Below are 15,521 nucleotides of genomic sequence, written 5' to 3'. Positions count from 1 at the left end.
CGAGGTCGCCGCGCAGCCGATCGCGGCCTACGAGGTCCCGGGCGCCGCCGACGCCGGGTGGCTCCGCGTCCGGCCGACGACGAGACACGGGGCGCCCGCCCGCGGCGCCGTCGTCAGGCTGGAGACGACCGCCGGGATCCAGCGCCGCACCGTCGACGCGGGCGGCGGCTGCCTCTGTCAGACCGAGCCGGTCGCGCACTTCGGGCTCGGCGGCGCGACGCCGCGCCGGGTCGTCGTCCGGTGGCCGGACGGTCGCGAGCGGATTCTGCCGGACCCCGCGTCCGACGCGGAGATCGCGGTCGAACACCCGTCGAAGCGGCGATCTCCCCCGGGCGGAGGGCGCCGGCCCCGCGGCGACCGACCCCTCGGGCGGTAGCGGCCGGTACCGGACGCGAGGGGGCGACGGGGGTGATTCCTCTCCGGACCGGTCGGCGTCGACGGACGGTCTCCGGATCGCCCGGCCAGAACTGCCGCCCTTCGCGGGTTCAAGTGTCCGGGGACGCACGGACGGGTATGGTAGATCCGACTTCCGACCTCGAGGAGGACGTCGACGAGGAGTCCGCCCCGCGCTGTGCGACCTGCGGCGGCCCGGCGCTGGGCGTCGGCCGTCGAACCGTCACCTGGGTCGACGGCACCGACGTCGAACACCGACGCTTCTGTTCGCAGGTCTGTCGCGACGACTGGGAGGACGAGCGTTCCTGAGGGGACGGCTGACCAACGGCCGGGACGCGGGATCGGCGGGCTCCATCTCGCGGGAGGCTTTTTCAGTGCGGGGGTGGTATCTCCAAGTATGATTTCGCTCGACGAGGCCGTGACGGCCCGACTGGAGTCGCACGGCGAACGGTTCGAGGTGCTGATCGACCCGGACGCGGCGCTCGCGATGAAGCGCGGTGAGTTCGACGGCGACTTGGAGGACGTGATCGCCGCCGAGGACGTGTTCGAGAACGCCTCGCGGGGCGATCGCCCGGCCGAGGAGGACCTCGAGACCGTCTTCGGCACGACGGACGCGCTGGAGATCATCCCCGAGGTCGTCGAGCGCGGGGAGATCCAGATCACCGCCGAGCAGCGCGAGGAGATGATGGAGCGGAAGCACAACCAGCTGGTCACCACCATCACCCGGAACGCGGTGAACCCGCAGATGGACGACTCCCCGCACCCGCCGGAGCGGATCGAGCGCGCCCTAGAGGAGGCGGGGTTCCAGATCGACCCGATGGAGCCGGTCGAAAACCAGGTCGACGACGCGCTCGAGGCGCTCCGGCCCGTCATCCCGATCCGGTTCGAGGAGGTGACGATGGCGGTCCAGCTCCCCGCGGACTACGCCGGCTCCGGCCAGGCGCAGATCCGCGAGTTCGGCGACTTGGAGCGCGAGGAGTGGCAGAACGACGGTTCGTGGGTCGGCGTGCTCACGTTCCCGGCCGGCCTGCAGAACGACCTGTACGACCTCGTCAACGAGGTCACGTCCGGCGAGGGAGACGCCCGCGTAATTAAGGACAAAGACGAGCTCCGGACGCGGTAGGTCGTCGACGGCGCCGCTTCTCTCCCGAACGACCGCCATACGTGCCGCGGCCGAGAGCTTCATACTCCGCCGCGGGCCTCCTTTTCTCCATGCACGAGCGCGCGGCGGAGTTCGCGGCACGGGCGCGGGACCGCTACGGCGTCGACCTGGATGTCCTGGAGTTCGACGCGGGCACGGAGACGGCGGCTTCGGCGGCCGACGCGGTCGGCTGCGACACGGCGGCGATCGCCTCCACGATCGTGGTGTCGCTCTCGGGCGGAGACACCGGAGCCGATGGTGGCGGCGGCAGCGCCGACGGAGACACCGGCGATCGACTCGTCGCCGCGATCACCAGCGGCGCGAACCGGCTCGACCTCGACGCGGTCGCGGCCCACTTCGGGGCGGCCGAGGCGACGATGGCAGACCCGGTGCGGATCCGCGAGACCGTCGGCTGGAGCATCGGCGGCGTGCCGCCGCTGTGCCACGACGTCGCGCTCCCGACCGCCTTCGATCCGACGCTCGCGGGGTACGACACGGTCTACGGCGCGGCCGGGACGCCGAGCGCGGTGTTCGCCGTCGATCCGGAGCGGCTCGCCGCGCTCGCCGACGCGACGACCGTCGATCTGACGGAGTGTGGGCGAGCGGCGGCGTCACCGCCTTTGCGACCGCGTCGCCGGTCGGCGCTGACAATCGATCGCGGTCTCGCGGCCTGTGTTATTAACTATGAGTTGTGAAATAACAATACTTTTCTATTAACAGTTGGTATCGATAGGTATGACTCACTCACGCCGATCGGTGCTGAAGCGCGGAGGCGGACTGTTGGCCGCCGGAGCGGCGACCTCGCTCGCCGGCTGTTCGGGCGCCGCGGACGAGGGGTCCGCCGAGTTCGACGGCGGGTACGCGGCCTTCTTCACCCTCAACGACTGGGCTAACGAGGTCGTCGGCGACCGAGCGAGCTTCGAGGACCCGGTCGAGGTCGGCCGCCTCGGGCACGGCTGGACGCCGGACGGGACCCTCGCCGCGGACGTCGCCTCGACCGACGCGTTCGTCTACCTCGACAGCCCCGAGTTCGCGTGGGCGCAGGACCTCGCCGCGACGCTCGAAACCGATTACGACTCCGTCGCAGTCGTCAACGCGCTCGCCGACGTCGAGGACGACCTGCTCGACTGGGACCACTCGCACGAGAGTCAGGACGAAGAGAATCACGACGAGGAGAATCACGACGAGGAGAATCACGACGAAGAGAATCACGACGAGGAAAACCAAAATGACCGCCAGTACGACCCCCACGTCTGGGTCGACCCGGTCCTCGCGGGGCGGATGGTCGAGACCATCGCGACGGGACTCGGCGAGGCGGACCCCGAGAACGCCGACGCCTACGCCGACAACGCGGCCGCGTACGCGGAGGAACTCGACGACGTCGACGACGCCTTCGCGTCAATCGCCGAGAGCGCCGAGCGCGGCGTCGCCGTCATCGCGGGTCACAACTCGTTCCAGTACCTGGAGGCGCGCTACGGGTTCCGGCTCCACTCGCCCGTGGGCGTCTCGCCGCAGAACGAGCCGAGTCAGGGCGAGATCGCCGACACCATCGAACTGGTGAACGCGGAGGGGATCGACACGATACTCTACGACCGCTTCGCGTCGACGACGCTCGCCGAGACGATAGTCGAGAACAGCGACGCGACGGAGACGCGGGCCGTCAGCCCGGCCGGCGGGACCACCGAGGAGTGGAACGACGCCGGCTACGGCTACCTCGAACAGATGACCGAGGTCAACGTCCCCGCCTTCGAGCGCGCGTTCGGGGCGCAGTGAGTCGGAGCCTCGACGCGTCGGCGCCGGCCGGCGGTCCCTCACCCGCCGCCGGACCCGTCCTCGCCGACGGACTAAAAGAGCTAAACGTTCGGACGACCCAGAGTCGGGACACGCAGTGACCGCAATCGTCGACCTCGACGGCGTGACGTTCGCCTACGGCGACACCGTCGCCGTGAGCGACGTCTCTCTGACGGTCGAGGAGGGGGAGTTCCTCGGGCTCGTCGGCCCGAACGGCTCCGGGAAGACGACCCTGCTCCACCTCATGCTCGGGCTCCACGAACCGGACGAGGGGACCGTCGATCTGTTCGGCCGTCCGGTCGACGAGTTCGACGACGGCGGGCGGATCGGCTACGTCTCGCAGAAGGCGACGAGCCGCGGCGGGTCGATGCCGGTCACGGTTCGCGAGTGCGTCACCATGGGCCGGTTCGCGCACGCCGGCCGAGGGCGCCTCTCCGAGGCCGACCGCGCCGCCGTCGCAGACGCCATCGAGACGGTCGGGATCGGCGACCTCGCCGACCGGCTCGTCACCGAGCTGTCCGGCGGGCAGAAGCAACGCGCGTACATCGCTCGCGCCCTCGCGAGCGACGCGGACCTCCTCGCGCTCGACGAGCCGACCGTGGGCGTCGACGCGGAGTCGCGCGACGCCTTCTACGCGCTCCTCGACGAGCTGAACGACGACGGGATCACCATCATCCTCATCGAGCACGACATCGGCGTCGTCACCGACCGCGCGAACCGCATCGCCTGCATCAACACCGAGCTGTACCACCACGGCGACACCGAGTCGTTCGTCGAGAGCGATGCCCTCTCGGAGGCGTACGGCGCGACCGGACAGGTCGTCCACCACCACCACTGATGAGCGGGACCACGGCCGCGGACGGCGGGGGGGAGGCGAACCCGACCGCGGACGCGAGGCCCGACCGCGGACTCCGACGCACGGCCGAGGTCGCCGCGCTCGGGCTCACGGCGGTCGTCGCGGTCGGCATGCTCGCGTTCCTCCTCCTCTACTGGGCGCGGGACCTCCCGGTCATGGGCGACCTCTACGCCGCGTTCCGGGCGCTCGGGCGGGGGATGGACGCCGCGTTCGGCACGAACGTGTTCCGGCACCCGATCATGTGGCAGTCGATGGCCGTCGGCGTGCTCGTCGGCGTCGTCGCGCCGCTCGTCGGCTCCTTCCTCGTCCACCGGGAGATGGCGCTGATCGGGGAGACGCTGGCGCACACGGCGTTCGCGGGGGTCGCGATCGGCATCCTCGTCAACGCGTCGACCGGCTGGGACAGTTCGCTCCTGCTCGTCGCGCTCGTCGTCGCGATCGCGGGGGCGCTCGCCGTCCAGTGGCTCACGGAGCGCACCGACGCCTACGGCGACGTGCCGATCGCGATCATGCTCAGCGGGAGCTTCGCGGTCGGCACCCTGATCGTCAGCTACGGGCGCGGGCTGACCGCCATCAACATCGAGGGGTACCTGTTCGGGAACCTCGCGATCGTCACCGCCGAGGGCGCGCGGCTGATGGGCGCGCTCTCGCTGCTCGTCGTCGCCGGCGTGGCGCTGACGTACAAACAGCTCCTCTTCATCACCTTCGACGAGCAGGCGGCGCGCGTCGCCCAGCTCAACGTCACCGGCTACAACACGCTGCTCGTCGTGCTGACCGCGGTGGTCGTCGTCGGCGCGATGCAGGTGCTCGGCGTCATCCTCGTCGCCGCGATGCTCGTCGTCCCCGTCGCGGCCGCCTCGCAGGTCGCGCGGAGCTTCCGTGAGACGACGTACCTCGGCGTCATCTTCGGCCAGGTCTCCGTGCTCGGCGGCTTCGCCGTCTCCATCGGGCTCGGCCTCCCCTCCGGGGGCTCGATCGTCGTCACCGCGATCGCAGTCTACCTCGCGAGCATCGCGCTCTCCGGCTTCTCGGTGACGGCCATCTCGGCGCACGGGTAGCCGCCGGGCGACGAGGGCGGGAATAGCGGCGAGGGCGGCGATAGCGGGGAGGACGGCGATGGCGGCGGGCGCGGAGAAGCCCGGCTCGCCGGACTCGACACGCGCGTGCGTCCGCCACGCGCGTTTTCCACAGACCCTTATGTCCCGACCGCGACCGAGACGTATGGGAGATACGGAAACCTACACGATCACCGGTCCCGACGGTGACGAGGAGTCGTTCGAACTGCCCGCCGGTCTCGTCGACGTGCTCAGCGAGCAGGGCGAGCAGGGCACCCGCGTCGTCAGCGATGTCGTGGTGCAGGCGATGGCCCAGCAGGCGCACGTCATCGTCCACCACAGCGAGGGCGACGTGCCGGAGGACATCGCGGAGATGAACGAGACGGCCGCGGAGCTGTTCGAGGACCGGTTCGGGCAGTCGCTGGAGGACGCGCTCGGCCACTCGCACTGAGACACTCGCGTTTTTCGCCCCGTTTCTCGCGGCGCTTCGGCCCGCCGGCCGGTCGCTTAAGCCGCCGTGGCACCTACCGATCATCATGAGTCACGACTCGGACGCGCCGGTGCTGATCTTCGACGGCGACTGTCCGTACTGCTCGGTCGCGGCGCTCGCGCTCCGCCGACTGGAGGGCGTCGTCGCGGTGCCGTGGGAGGCCGACCCGGTCGGCCCGTTCCTCGAGGCGCAGTTCGGCTCGCGCCCGTTCGCGATGGTGCTCGTCGACCCCGGCCGCCGCCGGGTGTACGCCGGGCGCTCGGCGGCCGAAGAGCTCGCCGACCGCGCGGGCACTCCGGGGATCGTCGGCGGACTCGTCCGCGACAACTACGACCGGATCGCCGACGTCGTCGGGACCCTGTCGGGCCGCGGGCGCGACCCCGCCGACGTCCACGAGACGTACCGCCTGACCGACGCGGCGCGCGACCTCGTCGACGACCTCCGCCCCGCCGCGAGCGCCCCGCCGGAGGCGCTGTCGTGAGCGGGGACGGCGCCGGCGACCCCGAGCGCGACGGATCGGTCGCCGACTCGACCGGCGGCACGTACACCCTCCTCGTCGAGTTCGCGGCTTCCGCCGAGATCGGCGTCGGCGCGCTCGGGGAGCGCCGCTTCGGCGCCGGCCGCTACGCGTACACCGGCAGCGCGCTCGGCGCGGGCGGGTTCTCCCGCGTCGACCGCCACCGGCGGACCGCGCGCGGCGAGCACAGCGTCCGCCACTGGCACGTCGACCACCTGCTCGGTCACCCGGACGCCCGGATCGACCGCGTCGTTCGGAGCGTCGGCGCCGACGTCGAGTGCGCGGTCGCCGAGCGCCTCCCGCCGGGCCCGGTCGACGGCTTCGGCGCGTCCGACTGCGACTGCGCCAGCCACCTCGCCGCCGCGGAGGCGGGTCGCACCCTCGACGAGTTCGGCGCGCGGGTCAGGGACGCGCACGAGGCGGCGGTCGGATCGGCCGGTTCCGTCGGGCCCGGCGGCGAAGCGCCCGGCGACGACGACGCGACCGCCGAGCGCGCCGCTCGGGTCGACGTCGTCGACGGCGAGTAGGCCCCCGATCGTCGATCAGAGGTCGTACCGCTCGACGATGTCGCTGAGCTGTTCGCGCCGTCCCTCGACCGCCTCGTCGCGCAGGGCCTCCTCCTCCGGCGTCGGACAGGTCAGCTCCGGGACGCTCGCCGGGGCGCCCCCCTCGTCGAGCGCGACGAAAGTGAAGTAGGAGGTCGTCGTGCGCCGTTGCTCGTCGGTTCGGGGGTTCTCCGCGCGCACGTCGACCTTCACGTCGAGGCTCGTGCGCCCGACGTTGAACACGTACCCCTCGATCACGGCGACCTCGCCCATCTCGATGGGGGCGATGAAGTCGACGTGGTCCATCGAGGCGGTGACGACCTGCCGGTTCGAGAAGCGCATCCCGGCGATCGCGCCGCAGATGTCCATCCAGTGGAGAACGGCGCCTCCGAGCGCCCGCCCGAGGTTGTTCGTGTCGTTCGGCAGCAGCATCTCGGTCATCTCGGTGTACGACTCCGCGACGGTCGCCGTCTCGTCCATACCGGCGGTGGGGAGGCGGGCGACTTGAACCTCCGGCTCTCGTCGTCAGGAGCCGTCTTGGGGTCCGTCGTCGAAGCGGACGGAGTCCGGGGAGCGACCGGCCTCGTCGACCACCTCGTCGGAGACGATGACGGGGCAGTCGATCCGGACGGCGAGCGCGAGCGCGTCGGAGGGGCGCGCGTCGAAGACGAACCGCTCCGGCTCGCCGTCGTCGTACCGCTCCGCGTCGACCTTCGCGTAGAAGGTGCCGTCGCGGAGGTCGTCCACCCGGACGCGGTCGATCGCCCCGCCGAACTCGGTGAGGATGTCGACGAGCAGATCGTGCGTCAACGGCCGGTCGAACGGCTCGCCCTCCAGCGCCATCCCGATCGACTGCGCCTGGTCGGCGCTGACGAAGATCGGGACGTACTCGTCGCGGACCGAGAGGATGACCGCCGGCACGTCGCCGCCCGGCGCGGAGCCCGCTCCGACCCCGACGACCTCGGCTTCGTGTTCCATACCGGATCGTGGTGGCGGCGGCATGAATAGCTGTCCCACGGGCGACGCCGCTCGGCGCCAGCGGAGCGCTCCCGCCCTCGGCGGGCTCCCGCCTCAGGCCCCGCTCGTCCGGTACCAGTACGCCCACGCGACCGTGAAGACGAGCGCCGCGCCGATGAAGAAGACGACGCCCGGTTCGAGCAGCGAGACGGCGTACTCGGCGAGCGGGTCGACGACGTACTCGACCGTGCCGTCGACCGCCGCGTCGCCGCCGTCGGCGGCTCCCCCGCCGTCTCCCCCGGACTGCTCCGCGGTGACGCCGGCGTCGTCGCCCCCGGTCGTGGTCGTCACGCGGGCCGTCGGTCCCGCCACCGAGAGGAGGCGCTGGGCCGCGACGGCCGCCAGTCCGATGAGGCCGTACCCCCCGAGCAGCCGCATCAGCGCGCTCTTGATCCCGGCCGACTCCTCATCGCCGCCGGCGAACAGCACGAGGGGCTCGTCGGCGGCGGCGTACACGTCCATCTCGCGGCCCTTCTCGGAGTAGGTCGTGTCGACGACGTCGACGAGGTCGGCGCCGTCGAGCTTCGAGAGGTGGTACTGCACGTTCTGGAGCGACGTGTCGACCTCGGCCGCGAGCTCGGACTTCGTCGCCGGCTCGTTGTGGAGGTGGGTGAGGATCTCGCGAGCGGTCTCGGAGCCGAGCGCGGCGATGAGATCGTCCGCGTCCTCGTCGTCGACGCCCACGACCCGCGGTTCTCGGTCCTCGGGCGTCGCGTCGGGTAGGGAGGGCAACAGCCGCGACATGATCGCCACTCTACGCCGTGAGGATACAAATTTGTTGGATCGGTTACGCGCCCGACGATCCGATATCGACTCACAAACCCTAAACGCGGCGAGGGGGTACGTCACGGCAATGACAGAGACGCCAGGGGGCTCCGACGGCGCGTCCGTGCCCCCGACGGCGAGCGACCCCGCGGCGGCGTCCGGGCCCGACGAGGCACCCGGGTCCGGCGGGAGCGACGGCGACGGCGACGGGGGCGCGGCCGGCTCCGTGACCGTCGTCGGCACCGCGCACGTCTCCGAGCGCTCGGTCGACGAGGTCGAGGAGACGATCGATCGCGAGCGCCCCGACGTCGTCGCGGTCGAGCTCGACGAGGGGCGGTACCGTCAGCTGCAGGGCGAGACGCCTGACGACCTCGATGCGAGCGACCTCCTGCGCGGCAACACCGTCTTCCAGTTCCTCGCCTACTGGATGCTCTCGTACGTCCAGACCCAGCTCGGCGAGCGCTTCGACATCGAACCGGGCGCTGACATGCGCGCGGCCATCGACGTCGCCGAGGGGCTCGGGATCGACGTCGCCCTCGTCGACCGTGACATCCAGACGACGATCCAGCGCTTCTGGGCGCGAATGACGGTCACGGAAAAGCTCCGGATGGTCGGCGGGCTCGCGTTCGGCGTCACCGACTCGCGGATCGTCGGCGTGCTCGCGGGGCTGTTCGTCGGGGTCCTCGCGGGGCCGGCGATCGGCCTGTTCGGCGGCAGTTTCGGAGTGACCACCGCGCTGCTGACGCGCGTGACCGCGGGCGTCCTCGTCGCCGTCGCCGCCGGGATCGCCGTCGATCAGGTCGGGAAGCTGGCGCTCTCCCCGGACGGCCGCCTCTACGCGGCGAGCGGGCTCGGCGTCGGCGCCGGGGTGGCCGCGGCGGCCTCCGGCGTCGCGAACGGGCTCGTCTCGACGTACCTCGGCGGCTTCGCCGTGACGGCGATCGGCAGTCTCGGACTCGGGGTCTCGCTCGGGCTGACGCTCGGCGTCGTCGTGGCGGCGCTGCTCGGCCTGACCGACCGCGGCGGCGAGCCGGAGCACGGCGGCATCGAGGAGCTCGGCGTCGAGGAGCTCACCGACACCGACGTGGTGACGATGATGATGGAGGAGTTCCGCCAGTTCTCGCCGGGCGGCGCCGAGGCGCTCATCGACGAGCGGGACGCGTTCATCGCCCACCGGCTCGTCGCCCTCCGCGACGCCGGCAAGGACGTCGTCGCCGTCGTCGGCGCGGGGCATCAGACGGGGATCGAGCGATACCTCGCGAGCCCCGAGACGCTCCCGCCGATGGAGGAGCTCGTCGGCCGGGAACGCGGCGGGAGCAGGCTACCGTGGAAGAAGGCGGTCGGCTACGCGATCACCGTCGGCTTCGTCGGCTTCTTCGTCCTGCTCGCGCTGGCGGGCGTCGAGAACGCCTTCCTGTTCCGGCTGTTCGGCGCGTGGTTCCTCATCAACGGCGCGTTCGCCTTCGCCTTCGCGAAGGTCGCCGGCGCGCGGTGGACCGCCGCGGGCGTCGGGGGCGCGGTCGCGTGGATGACCTCGATCAACCCGGTGCTCGCGCCCGGCTGGTTCACCGGCTACGTCGAGCTCCGCCACCTCACGGTGAACGTCGGCGACATCGGGACGCTCAACGAGCTGCTCTCGGACGAGACGCGGTCGCCCTCCGAGCTGGTCTCGGCGATGCTCGACGTCCCGCTGTTCAAGCTCATCGTCGTCGTCGCGATGACGAACGTCGGCAGCATCGTCGCGAGCTTCCTGTTCGCCGTCTACGTGATCCCGGCGATGTTCGGCGCCGAGGTCGGCGGCGTCGACGAGGTCGGCCGCCTCATGATCGACGGCGCCGGCACCGGCGCGGAGCTGATACGGAACGCCATCCTGGGCGGTGGTGGGGCGTGACTCGGTCCGCCGTCGGGGGTGGCGCGTGAGCTCCGCCTTCCGCGGTCGCCGGATCGCCGGCCTCTATTTCAGCGGCACGGAGCTGCGCGACCTGCTCGTCGCGTGGCTCGCGCTCGGCGTCGCGTTCACGTTCTTCTTCGTCAACGGCACCGCCGGCTTCGGCCGGCTCCTCGCCGCGGGGGTGCTCCCGCCGCTGCTCGTCGGCCTCCTCACCGCGGGCGTCGCGTTCCTCCTCCACGAGATCGCGCACAAGGTCGTCGCGGTCCACTACGACCAGGTGGCCGAGTTCCGGGCCGACAACAGCATGCTGTTTCTGGCCGTGATGAGCTCGCTCCTCGGATTCATCTTCGCCGCGCCCGGCGCGGTCCACCACCGCGGTCGCCTGACGCCGCGAGAGCACGGCCACATCGCGCTCGCCGGCCCGGTCGTCAATCTGCTTCTCACCCTCGTCTTCCTCCCGGCGTTCCTGCTCGGTCCCGTCGTCGGCAGCCCCGTGATCACCCTGATCGGCTCCCGCGGGATCGCGATCAACGTCTTCCTCGCGGCGTTCAACCTGATCCCGTACGGCCCGCTCGACGGGAAGACCGTGTTCGACTGGAGCAAGGGCGTGTGGGTCGGCTTCTTCGTCGTCTCCGTCCTGCTCACGATCGGCCTGGTCTTCGTCGGCGGGCTCGGCTTCGGCGGGCCGTTCTGAGGGGAGCGACGCGACGGGGGCGGTCGCGCCGGCCGGAACGGTGCGCTTTTGCTCCGCGGGCGTCCCTCGACACACATGACCGAGGGCGACGGCGACGAGACGGGGGGAGAAGCGGACGAGGGCGACGACGAACTCACGTACGCCGACGCGGGCGTCGACATCGACGCGAGCGAGGCGGCGACCGCGGCGCTGATCGGCGCGGTCGGCGAGGCCGAGGGCGACTACGCCGGCCTCCTCGACATCGGCGATCGGTACCTCGCGCTCGCGACCGACGGCGTCGGGACGAAGCTCCTCGTCGCCGAGGCGCTCGGCGACTACTCGACGGTCGGCATCGACTGCATCGCGATGAACGTCAACGACCTGGTCGCCGCCGGCGTCCGCCCCGTCGCCTTCGTCGACTACCTCGCGGTCGACGAGCCGGACGAGCGGTTCGCCGAGCAGGTCGGCGACGGCCTCGCCCGCGGCGCCGAGCTGGCGGACATGGAGCTCGTCGGCGGCGAGACGGCGGTGATGCCGGACGTGATCCGGGGACTCGACCTGGCGGGCACCTGCGCCGGACTCGCCGCGAAGGACGCCGTCTTCGACGGCGAGGCGCGGCCGGGCGACGCGCTGGTCGGCTGGCGCTCCTCTGGGATCCACTCCAACGGGCTCACGCTCGCCCGCGAAGCCGCCACGCGGAACCACGACTACGACGACCCCTGCCCGTTCGACGGCTACGAGACGGTCGGCGAGGTGCTCTTGGAGCCGACTCGGATCTACACCGACCTGCTCGACCCGATGCGCGAACGCGACGTGCGCGGCGCGGCCCACGTCACCGGCGGCGGCTGGACGAACCTGACGCGGCTCGGCGACCACCGGTACGTCGTCGAGGACGCCTTCGACCCCCAGCCCGTCTTCGAGTTCGTGCAGTCCGAGGGGAGCGTCTCCGACGAGGAGATGCACCGGACGTTCAACATGGGCACCGGCTTCGTCGCCGCCCTCGACCCCGACGACGCCGAGTCGCTGGCGGCCGAGACAAACGGGCGCGTGATCGGCCGGGTAGCAGATGCCGACGGCGGCGAGACCGGGGAGCCGTCCGGAGCAGTCGCGATCCGAGGACTCGAACTGTAAGCGCGTCAGTCCGCGTCGTCGGCCGTCTCGTCGAGAGCGGCCGCGACTCGGTCCGCAGTCGACTCCAGCGCCTCGGCGAGCGCTCTCGCCTGTGCCGCGGAGAGTTCGATCTCGTCGGCGTGTGCCGGAAGGGAATCGAACGCGGTGTCGTCGAGTTCGACCTGCAGCGTCACGTGGTCCGGTTCCTCTCGCGGCGCGGTGACGTTCACGACGCCAGGCGCGTCCTCCTCGAAGTCGTGACCGCGAACCCGCCCGTCGACGAGGTCGAGCGTGGTGTAGGCGTTCACGCGGAGCAGGCGGTTGCTCATTCGCTCGCCCTCGGCGTCGTCGAAGGCGTCGGGGACGTCGCCGTCGTGGGTGTCGTCGAGGCCTGCATCGTCAGTCGTCCGCCGGCACCGGCGGCCCCTCGTCGATCCCGTCGTTCTCGGCGTACGGGTACCACGTACGCTTCGTGTTGTGCATCATCGGGTCGTCGTAGTCGGTCTCCTCCGGGTCCACGAGGGCGTCGAGTTCGTCGTCGTCGTGGCGGGCGACGAAGGCGCGGAACGACTCGCCGTCCTCGCGCCGGGCGGCGAAGCTCTCGATCAGGTTCGCGATCGCGCCCGGGACCTCGTCGACCGGGACGCGTTGGGTTACCCAGCGGGCGAACTGGGGGTTCTCGCCGAGGCCGCCGCCGAGGCCGACGTCGAGCGCTTCCACCGGGTCGCCGTCCTTCCTAGTCTTCATGCCGCGCAGGCTCACGTCGGCGATCTGCGGCTGCGCGCACGACGCCGTACAGCCGGACAGGTGGATGTGGAACTCGTCGACGCCGTCCGGGAGGTCGACGTTCCCCTTTAGCCACCGGGCGAAGCGGACCTGCCGGTTCTTGGTCTCGACGATCGACAGCGAGCAGAACTCGGTCCCGGTACACGCGACGGAGCCCCGCATGAACGGCGACGGATCCGGCGAGTAGTGGTCGAGCAACGGCTCGTCGAGGAGGTCGTCGAGTTCCGCGTCGGGCACGTCGGTGAGGATGACGTTCTGTCGCTGGGAGAGTCGGACCTCGCCCGAGCCGTGCTCCTCGGCGAGGTCGGCGAGGTCGAGGACGTCGGCCGCACCCATTCGGCCCACGAGCACGTTCAGACCCACGAAGTTCCGCCCGTCCTTCTGATCGTAAACGCCGATCAGGTCGTTCCGTTCGCCCTCGCCCGCGTTGTAGGTGTACTCCTCGCGGACGTCCCGGCCGGCGGTCTCCAGTTCGAAATTGACGTACTCCTCCTGAAGGGTCTCGCGGACCGTCTCCGCTCCCCACTCGTCGACGAGGAACTTCACGCGGGCGTTGTATCGGTCCTCACGATCGCCGTAATCACGGAAGAGCGCGGAGAGGCCGCCGGCGACGGCCGAGACCTGCTCCGGCGGGACCCAGACGTCGATGTCGCGGGCGAGGCGCGGTTCGTTGCGGGCGAGCCCCCCGCCGACGCGGACGTTGAAGCCGACGGCGTCCTCGCTTTCGGCCCCGTCCGTCTCGACCTGCTTATAAGCGGGCTCGAACGCGAGGTCATTGATATCGCCCTGTCCGGAGCCGTCGGCGGAGCCCGTCACGGACACCTTCCACTTCCGCGGTAGGTTGGTGTGATCGTCGTTCCCTTTGAACGTCTCGTTGAGTTCGCGGATGACCGGCCACGCGTCGACGACCTCCTGGCCGTCCTTCCCGGCGACCGGATTGCCGACGATGTTCCGCCACGAGTCCCCACACGCCTGCTGCGTCGAGAGTCCGTTCGCCGCCAGTTTCTCGAAGACCGCCGGCACGTCCGAGAGCTCGATCCAGTGCAGTTGGATCGACTGACGGGTGGTGAAGTCGGCGTACGCGTCGCCGAAGATCGGATTCGTCCCCGGGCCACGGGCGTACTCGTCGGCGATCTCGCCGACCGTACGGAGCTGCCCCGGCTCGAGCACGCCGTTCGGGGTCCCGATCCGCATCATGAAGTACCCCTCCTGTCCGTTCCGCTGGTGGTACAGCCCCCACCACTTGAACCGCTCGAACCAGGCGTCCCGCTCGTCGTCCGGGATCGAGTCGTACCCCTGCTCGGCGAACTCGAATAGGCGGTCACGAACCTCGTTCCCGTAGACCTCCGACTTCCAGTTCTCGACGTCTGTTGGCATCGTTGTCGGCTACACCCGACGCCCACATAGGTGACCGCGTGGAGTCAACCTTCCCCGGTGGTTTATTTCAGAGGCGGTTATTGCCGGTGGTTTGCCGTCCGCGAACGTCGAACCGACGATCGGTCGAATTCGACGAACTCACCGTCCCGTATCCGTCCAACCGGCAGCCAGGCCGTCGTTCCCGTCACGCCACACGCGATACACTGGCCATGGACGCGAGTCTCGATCGTCGCCCCGTCGACGCCGACCGTCTGGAAGTTCTCGACGACCAGATCGGCGAGATCGCAGTCACAGAAACCGGGCGCGTCGAGGCGCCAGAGTTCGCTAACACGCACTTCTCGGGTGTCGTCGATGGATAGCCACGCCCCGTCATCGAGGACGCGTAAGCGGGTGGTCACACACCGGGTTCGGTCTCGACGAATCAAACGGTGCCGATGCTCGCAAACGCGGACGCGGTTGATAACGCCGAGATGACGGGGAACCGCCCGACTACGGTCGGGTTGGAGGGGGTACGTCAGTCACGGATACCGGAATTCCTTTCCGGTACCATGGAGTAGTGGTTCGATTTACTCGTGTGACGAGGCTTATGATCGATGGAGTCGTACCTCGACGCGATGATGGATCCGACCCCCGATCGTGCCGTCGATCGATCCGTCGATACCGATGACGAAAGAGTCAACCGACAGCACACCTCCGCGGACGTCGCTCCCGAGCTCTTCGAGGACGTTCCGCGAGAGCGATGACAGATCGATCCGCGTCGAGCGCAGGCGACGACGAGCCGGAGACCGAGTCCAGTGATGACGCCGACCCGGAGACTGAGCCGGAACAGACTCAGGAGGGCGATGGCACGGAACATCTCGACGACATCGATGACGGGGTCGGGTGTACGGAGATCTGGGAACACCTTTCGGAGCGGCGGGAGGCGGAGCGGGACGCGTAGCGGGACGGCCGATCGTCGGCCGCGGTCCGGTTACGACAGGTGCGCGGCGATGTCCGCCTCGGTGATGATCCCGACCGTCTCGCCGCCGTCGGTGACCATCACCGCCTTGTAGTGGTCCAGCAGGTTCCGGACCTCGTCGACGGTCGCGCCGGGTGCGACCGTGGGGAACGACTC

General features: G+C 70.4%; 21 protein-coding genes and 1 pseudogene. 15 read left to right on the top strand and 7 right to left on the bottom strand.

Translation table 11 applies throughout. The annotated features are described in order from the left end of the window. The 10 genes and pseudogenes from DJ75_RS05690 to DJ75_RS05645 form a co-directional block, all read left to right on the top strand. Positions 1-376: ASPIC/UnbV domain-containing protein (locus DJ75_RS05690; protein ID WP_176451050.1), on the top strand; the 376-nt coding region annotated here is incomplete at its 5' end. Positions 377-513: 137 nt separating this feature from the next. After that, positions 514-702, top strand: a complete 189-nt coding sequence (locus tag DJ75_RS05685) for a hypothetical protein (protein WP_094523370.1) — start codon at positions 514-516, stop codon at positions 700-702. Between the two features lie 88 nt (positions 703-790). After that, entirely contained in the window at positions 791-1,516 is a 726-nt protein-coding gene (locus DJ75_RS05680; protein WP_094523368.1) for a ribosome assembly factor SBDS, read from the top strand. Positions 1,517-1,605: 89 nt separating this feature from the next. Next, positions 1,606-2,127 (top strand): annotated as a pseudogene (locus DJ75_RS05675) (YbaK/EbsC family protein); the annotation flags it as partial. A 142-nt stretch (positions 2,128-2,269) separates the two neighbouring features. After that, the gene (locus tag DJ75_RS05670; RefSeq protein WP_094523364.1) at positions 2,270-3,307 is read left to right on the top strand and encodes a metal ABC transporter solute-binding protein, Zn/Mn family; all 1,038 of its coding nucleotides are present in this window, start codon (positions 2,270-2,272) and stop codon (positions 3,305-3,307) included. Between the two features lie 115 nt (positions 3,308-3,422). Then, positions 3,423-4,163 carry a metal ABC transporter ATP-binding protein gene (locus tag DJ75_RS05665; RefSeq protein WP_094523362.1) on the top strand — a complete coding sequence of 247 codons (741 nt, stop codon included), beginning with the start codon at positions 3,423-3,425 and terminating at the stop codon, positions 4,161-4,163. After that, positions 4,163-5,239 (top strand): metal ABC transporter permease, encoded by a 1,077-nt coding sequence (locus tag DJ75_RS05660; RefSeq protein WP_094523360.1) that lies wholly within the window; start codon positions 4,163-4,165, stop codon positions 5,237-5,239. The genes DJ75_RS05665 and DJ75_RS05660 overlap by 1 nt, the downstream gene beginning before the upstream one ends. A gap of 163 nt (positions 5,240-5,402) precedes the next feature. After that, positions 5,403-5,687 (top strand): hypothetical protein, encoded by a 285-nt coding sequence (locus DJ75_RS05655; RefSeq protein WP_094523358.1) that lies wholly within the window; start codon positions 5,403-5,405, stop codon positions 5,685-5,687. An 85-nt stretch (positions 5,688-5,772) separates the two neighbouring features. After that, the gene (locus DJ75_RS05650) at positions 5,773-6,207 is read left to right on the top strand and encodes a DUF393 domain-containing protein (protein WP_094523356.1); all 435 of its coding nucleotides are present in this window, start codon (positions 5,773-5,775) and stop codon (positions 6,205-6,207) included. Further along, positions 6,204-6,770: a DUF123 domain-containing protein gene (locus DJ75_RS05645; protein WP_094523354.1), complete on the top strand. Its 567-nt coding sequence runs from the start codon at positions 6,204-6,206 to the stop codon at positions 6,768-6,770. The genes DJ75_RS05650 and DJ75_RS05645 overlap by 4 nt, the downstream gene beginning before the upstream one ends. Before the next feature lie 15 nt (positions 6,771-6,785). Here DJ75_RS05645 and DJ75_RS05640 read toward each other — a convergent pair whose 3' ends face one another. The 3 genes from DJ75_RS05640 to DJ75_RS05630 form a co-directional block, all read right to left on the bottom strand. Further along, positions 6,786-7,268 carry an acyl-CoA thioesterase gene (locus tag DJ75_RS05640; protein ID WP_094523352.1) on the bottom strand — a complete coding sequence of 161 codons (483 nt, stop codon included), beginning with the start codon at positions 7,266-7,268 and terminating at the stop codon, positions 6,786-6,788. Positions 7,269-7,313: 45 nt separating this feature from the next. Continuing rightward, positions 7,314-7,766 (bottom strand): bifunctional nuclease family protein, encoded by a 453-nt coding sequence (locus DJ75_RS05635; RefSeq protein ID WP_094523350.1) that lies wholly within the window; start codon positions 7,764-7,766, stop codon positions 7,314-7,316. 93 nt (positions 7,767-7,859) lie between these two features. Beyond that, the gene (locus DJ75_RS05630; RefSeq protein WP_094523348.1) at positions 7,860-8,549 is read right to left on the bottom strand and encodes a winged helix-turn-helix domain-containing protein; all 690 of its coding nucleotides are present in this window, start codon (positions 8,547-8,549) and stop codon (positions 7,860-7,862) included. Between the two features lie 109 nt (positions 8,550-8,658). Between DJ75_RS05630 and DJ75_RS05625 the strand changes: the two genes are divergently transcribed. The 3 genes from DJ75_RS05625 to purM all read left to right on the top strand — a co-directional run bounded on the left by DJ75_RS05625 (position 8,659) and on the right by purM (position 12,265). After that, on the top strand, positions 8,659-10,461 hold the full coding sequence (locus tag DJ75_RS05625; RefSeq protein ID WP_094523346.1) for a TraB/GumN family protein: 1,803 nt from the start codon (positions 8,659-8,661) through the stop codon (positions 10,459-10,461). A 25-nt stretch (positions 10,462-10,486) separates the two neighbouring features. Continuing rightward, the gene (locus DJ75_RS05620) at positions 10,487-11,155 is read left to right on the top strand and encodes a metalloprotease (protein ID WP_094523372.1); all 669 of its coding nucleotides are present in this window, start codon (positions 10,487-10,489) and stop codon (positions 11,153-11,155) included. Positions 11,156-11,230: 75 nt separating this feature from the next. Then, positions 11,231-12,265, top strand: coding sequence for a phosphoribosylformylglycinamidine cyclo-ligase (purM, locus tag DJ75_RS05615; RefSeq protein WP_094523344.1), 1,035 nt, complete (start codon positions 11,231-11,233; stop codon positions 12,263-12,265). Between the two features lie 5 nt (positions 12,266-12,270). Here purM and DJ75_RS05610 read toward each other — a convergent pair whose 3' ends face one another. The 3 genes from DJ75_RS05610 to DJ75_RS18990 all read right to left on the bottom strand — a co-directional run bounded on the left by DJ75_RS05610 (position 12,271) and on the right by DJ75_RS18990 (position 14,805). After that, positions 12,271-12,573 carry a DUF6360 family protein gene (locus DJ75_RS05610; RefSeq protein ID WP_094523342.1) on the bottom strand — a complete coding sequence of 101 codons (303 nt, stop codon included), beginning with the start codon at positions 12,571-12,573 and terminating at the stop codon, positions 12,271-12,273. A gap of 70 nt (positions 12,574-12,643) precedes the next feature. Continuing rightward, complete coding sequence (locus tag DJ75_RS05605; protein ID WP_094523340.1) at positions 12,644-14,407, bottom strand: nitrite/sulfite reductase; 1,764 nt, start codon at positions 14,405-14,407, stop codon at positions 12,644-12,646. A 77-nt stretch (positions 14,408-14,484) separates the two neighbouring features. After that, positions 14,485-14,805 carry a hypothetical protein gene (locus tag DJ75_RS18990; RefSeq protein ID WP_094523338.1) on the bottom strand — a complete coding sequence of 107 codons (321 nt, stop codon included), beginning with the start codon at positions 14,803-14,805 and terminating at the stop codon, positions 14,485-14,487. Positions 14,806-15,000: 195 nt separating this feature from the next. Between DJ75_RS18990 and DJ75_RS18550 the strand changes: the two genes are divergently transcribed. Beyond that, positions 15,001-15,150 carry a hypothetical protein gene (locus DJ75_RS18550; protein WP_170938307.1) on the top strand — a complete coding sequence of 50 codons (150 nt, stop codon included), beginning with the start codon at positions 15,001-15,003 and terminating at the stop codon, positions 15,148-15,150. Further along, positions 15,147-15,347 (top strand): hypothetical protein, encoded by a 201-nt coding sequence (locus DJ75_RS05595; RefSeq protein WP_094523336.1) that lies wholly within the window; start codon positions 15,147-15,149, stop codon positions 15,345-15,347. Before DJ75_RS18550 ends, DJ75_RS05595 begins: the two co-directional genes overlap by 4 nt. Positions 15,348-15,377: 30 nt before the next feature. Here the strand turns inward: DJ75_RS05595 and DJ75_RS05590 are convergent. After that, a partial coding sequence (locus tag DJ75_RS05590; RefSeq protein WP_141211983.1) for a CBS domain-containing protein occupies positions 15,378-15,521 on the bottom strand: 144 nt, incomplete at its 5' end.

This window comes from Halorubrum sp. Eb13 (assembly GCF_002252895.1).
Classification (GTDB): domain Archaea; phylum Halobacteriota; class Halobacteria; order Halobacteriales; family Haloferacaceae; genus Halorubrum.
This window is presented reverse-complemented; position numbering and strand designations above follow the sequence as displayed.

Coding starts and splice junctions, on each gene's coding strand:
- DJ75_RS05685 (WP_094523370.1), top strand. CDS start 514: ATGGTAGATCCGACTTCCGACCTCGAGGAGGACGTCGACGAGGAGTCC.
- DJ75_RS05680 (WP_094523368.1), top strand. CDS start 791: ATGATTTCGCTCGACGAGGCCGTGACGGCCCGACTGGAGTCGCACGGC.
- DJ75_RS05670 (WP_094523364.1), top strand. CDS start 2,270: ATGACTCACTCACGCCGATCGGTGCTGAAGCGCGGAGGCGGACTGTTG.
- DJ75_RS05660 (WP_094523360.1), top strand. CDS start 4,163: ATGAGCGGGACCACGGCCGCGGACGGCGGGGGGGAGGCGAACCCGACC.
- DJ75_RS05655 (WP_094523358.1), top strand. CDS start 5,403: ATGGGAGATACGGAAACCTACACGATCACCGGTCCCGACGGTGACGAG.
- DJ75_RS05650 (WP_094523356.1), top strand. CDS start 5,773: ATGAGTCACGACTCGGACGCGCCGGTGCTGATCTTCGACGGCGACTGT.
- DJ75_RS05640 (WP_094523352.1), bottom strand. CDS start 7,268: ATGGACGAGACGGCGACCGTCGCGGAGTCGTACACCGAGATGACCGAG.
- DJ75_RS05635 (WP_094523350.1), bottom strand. CDS start 7,766: ATGGAACACGAAGCCGAGGTCGTCGGGGTCGGAGCGGGCTCCGCGCCG.
- DJ75_RS05630 (WP_094523348.1), bottom strand. CDS start 8,549: ATGTCGCGGCTGTTGCCCTCCCTACCCGACGCGACGCCCGAGGACCGA.
- DJ75_RS05625 (WP_094523346.1), top strand. CDS start 8,659: ATGACAGAGACGCCAGGGGGCTCCGACGGCGCGTCCGTGCCCCCGACG.
- purM (WP_094523344.1), top strand. CDS start 11,231: ATGACCGAGGGCGACGGCGACGAGACGGGGGGAGAAGCGGACGAGGGC.
- DJ75_RS05610 (WP_094523342.1), bottom strand. CDS start 12,573: ATGAGCAACCGCCTGCTCCGCGTGAACGCCTACACCACGCTCGACCTC.
- DJ75_RS05605 (WP_094523340.1), bottom strand. CDS start 14,407: ATGCCAACAGACGTCGAGAACTGGAAGTCGGAGGTCTACGGGAACGAG.
- DJ75_RS18550 (WP_170938307.1), top strand. CDS start 15,001: ATGGAGTCGTACCTCGACGCGATGATGGATCCGACCCCCGATCGTGCC.
- DJ75_RS05595 (WP_094523336.1), top strand. CDS start 15,147: ATGACAGATCGATCCGCGTCGAGCGCAGGCGACGACGAGCCGGAGACC.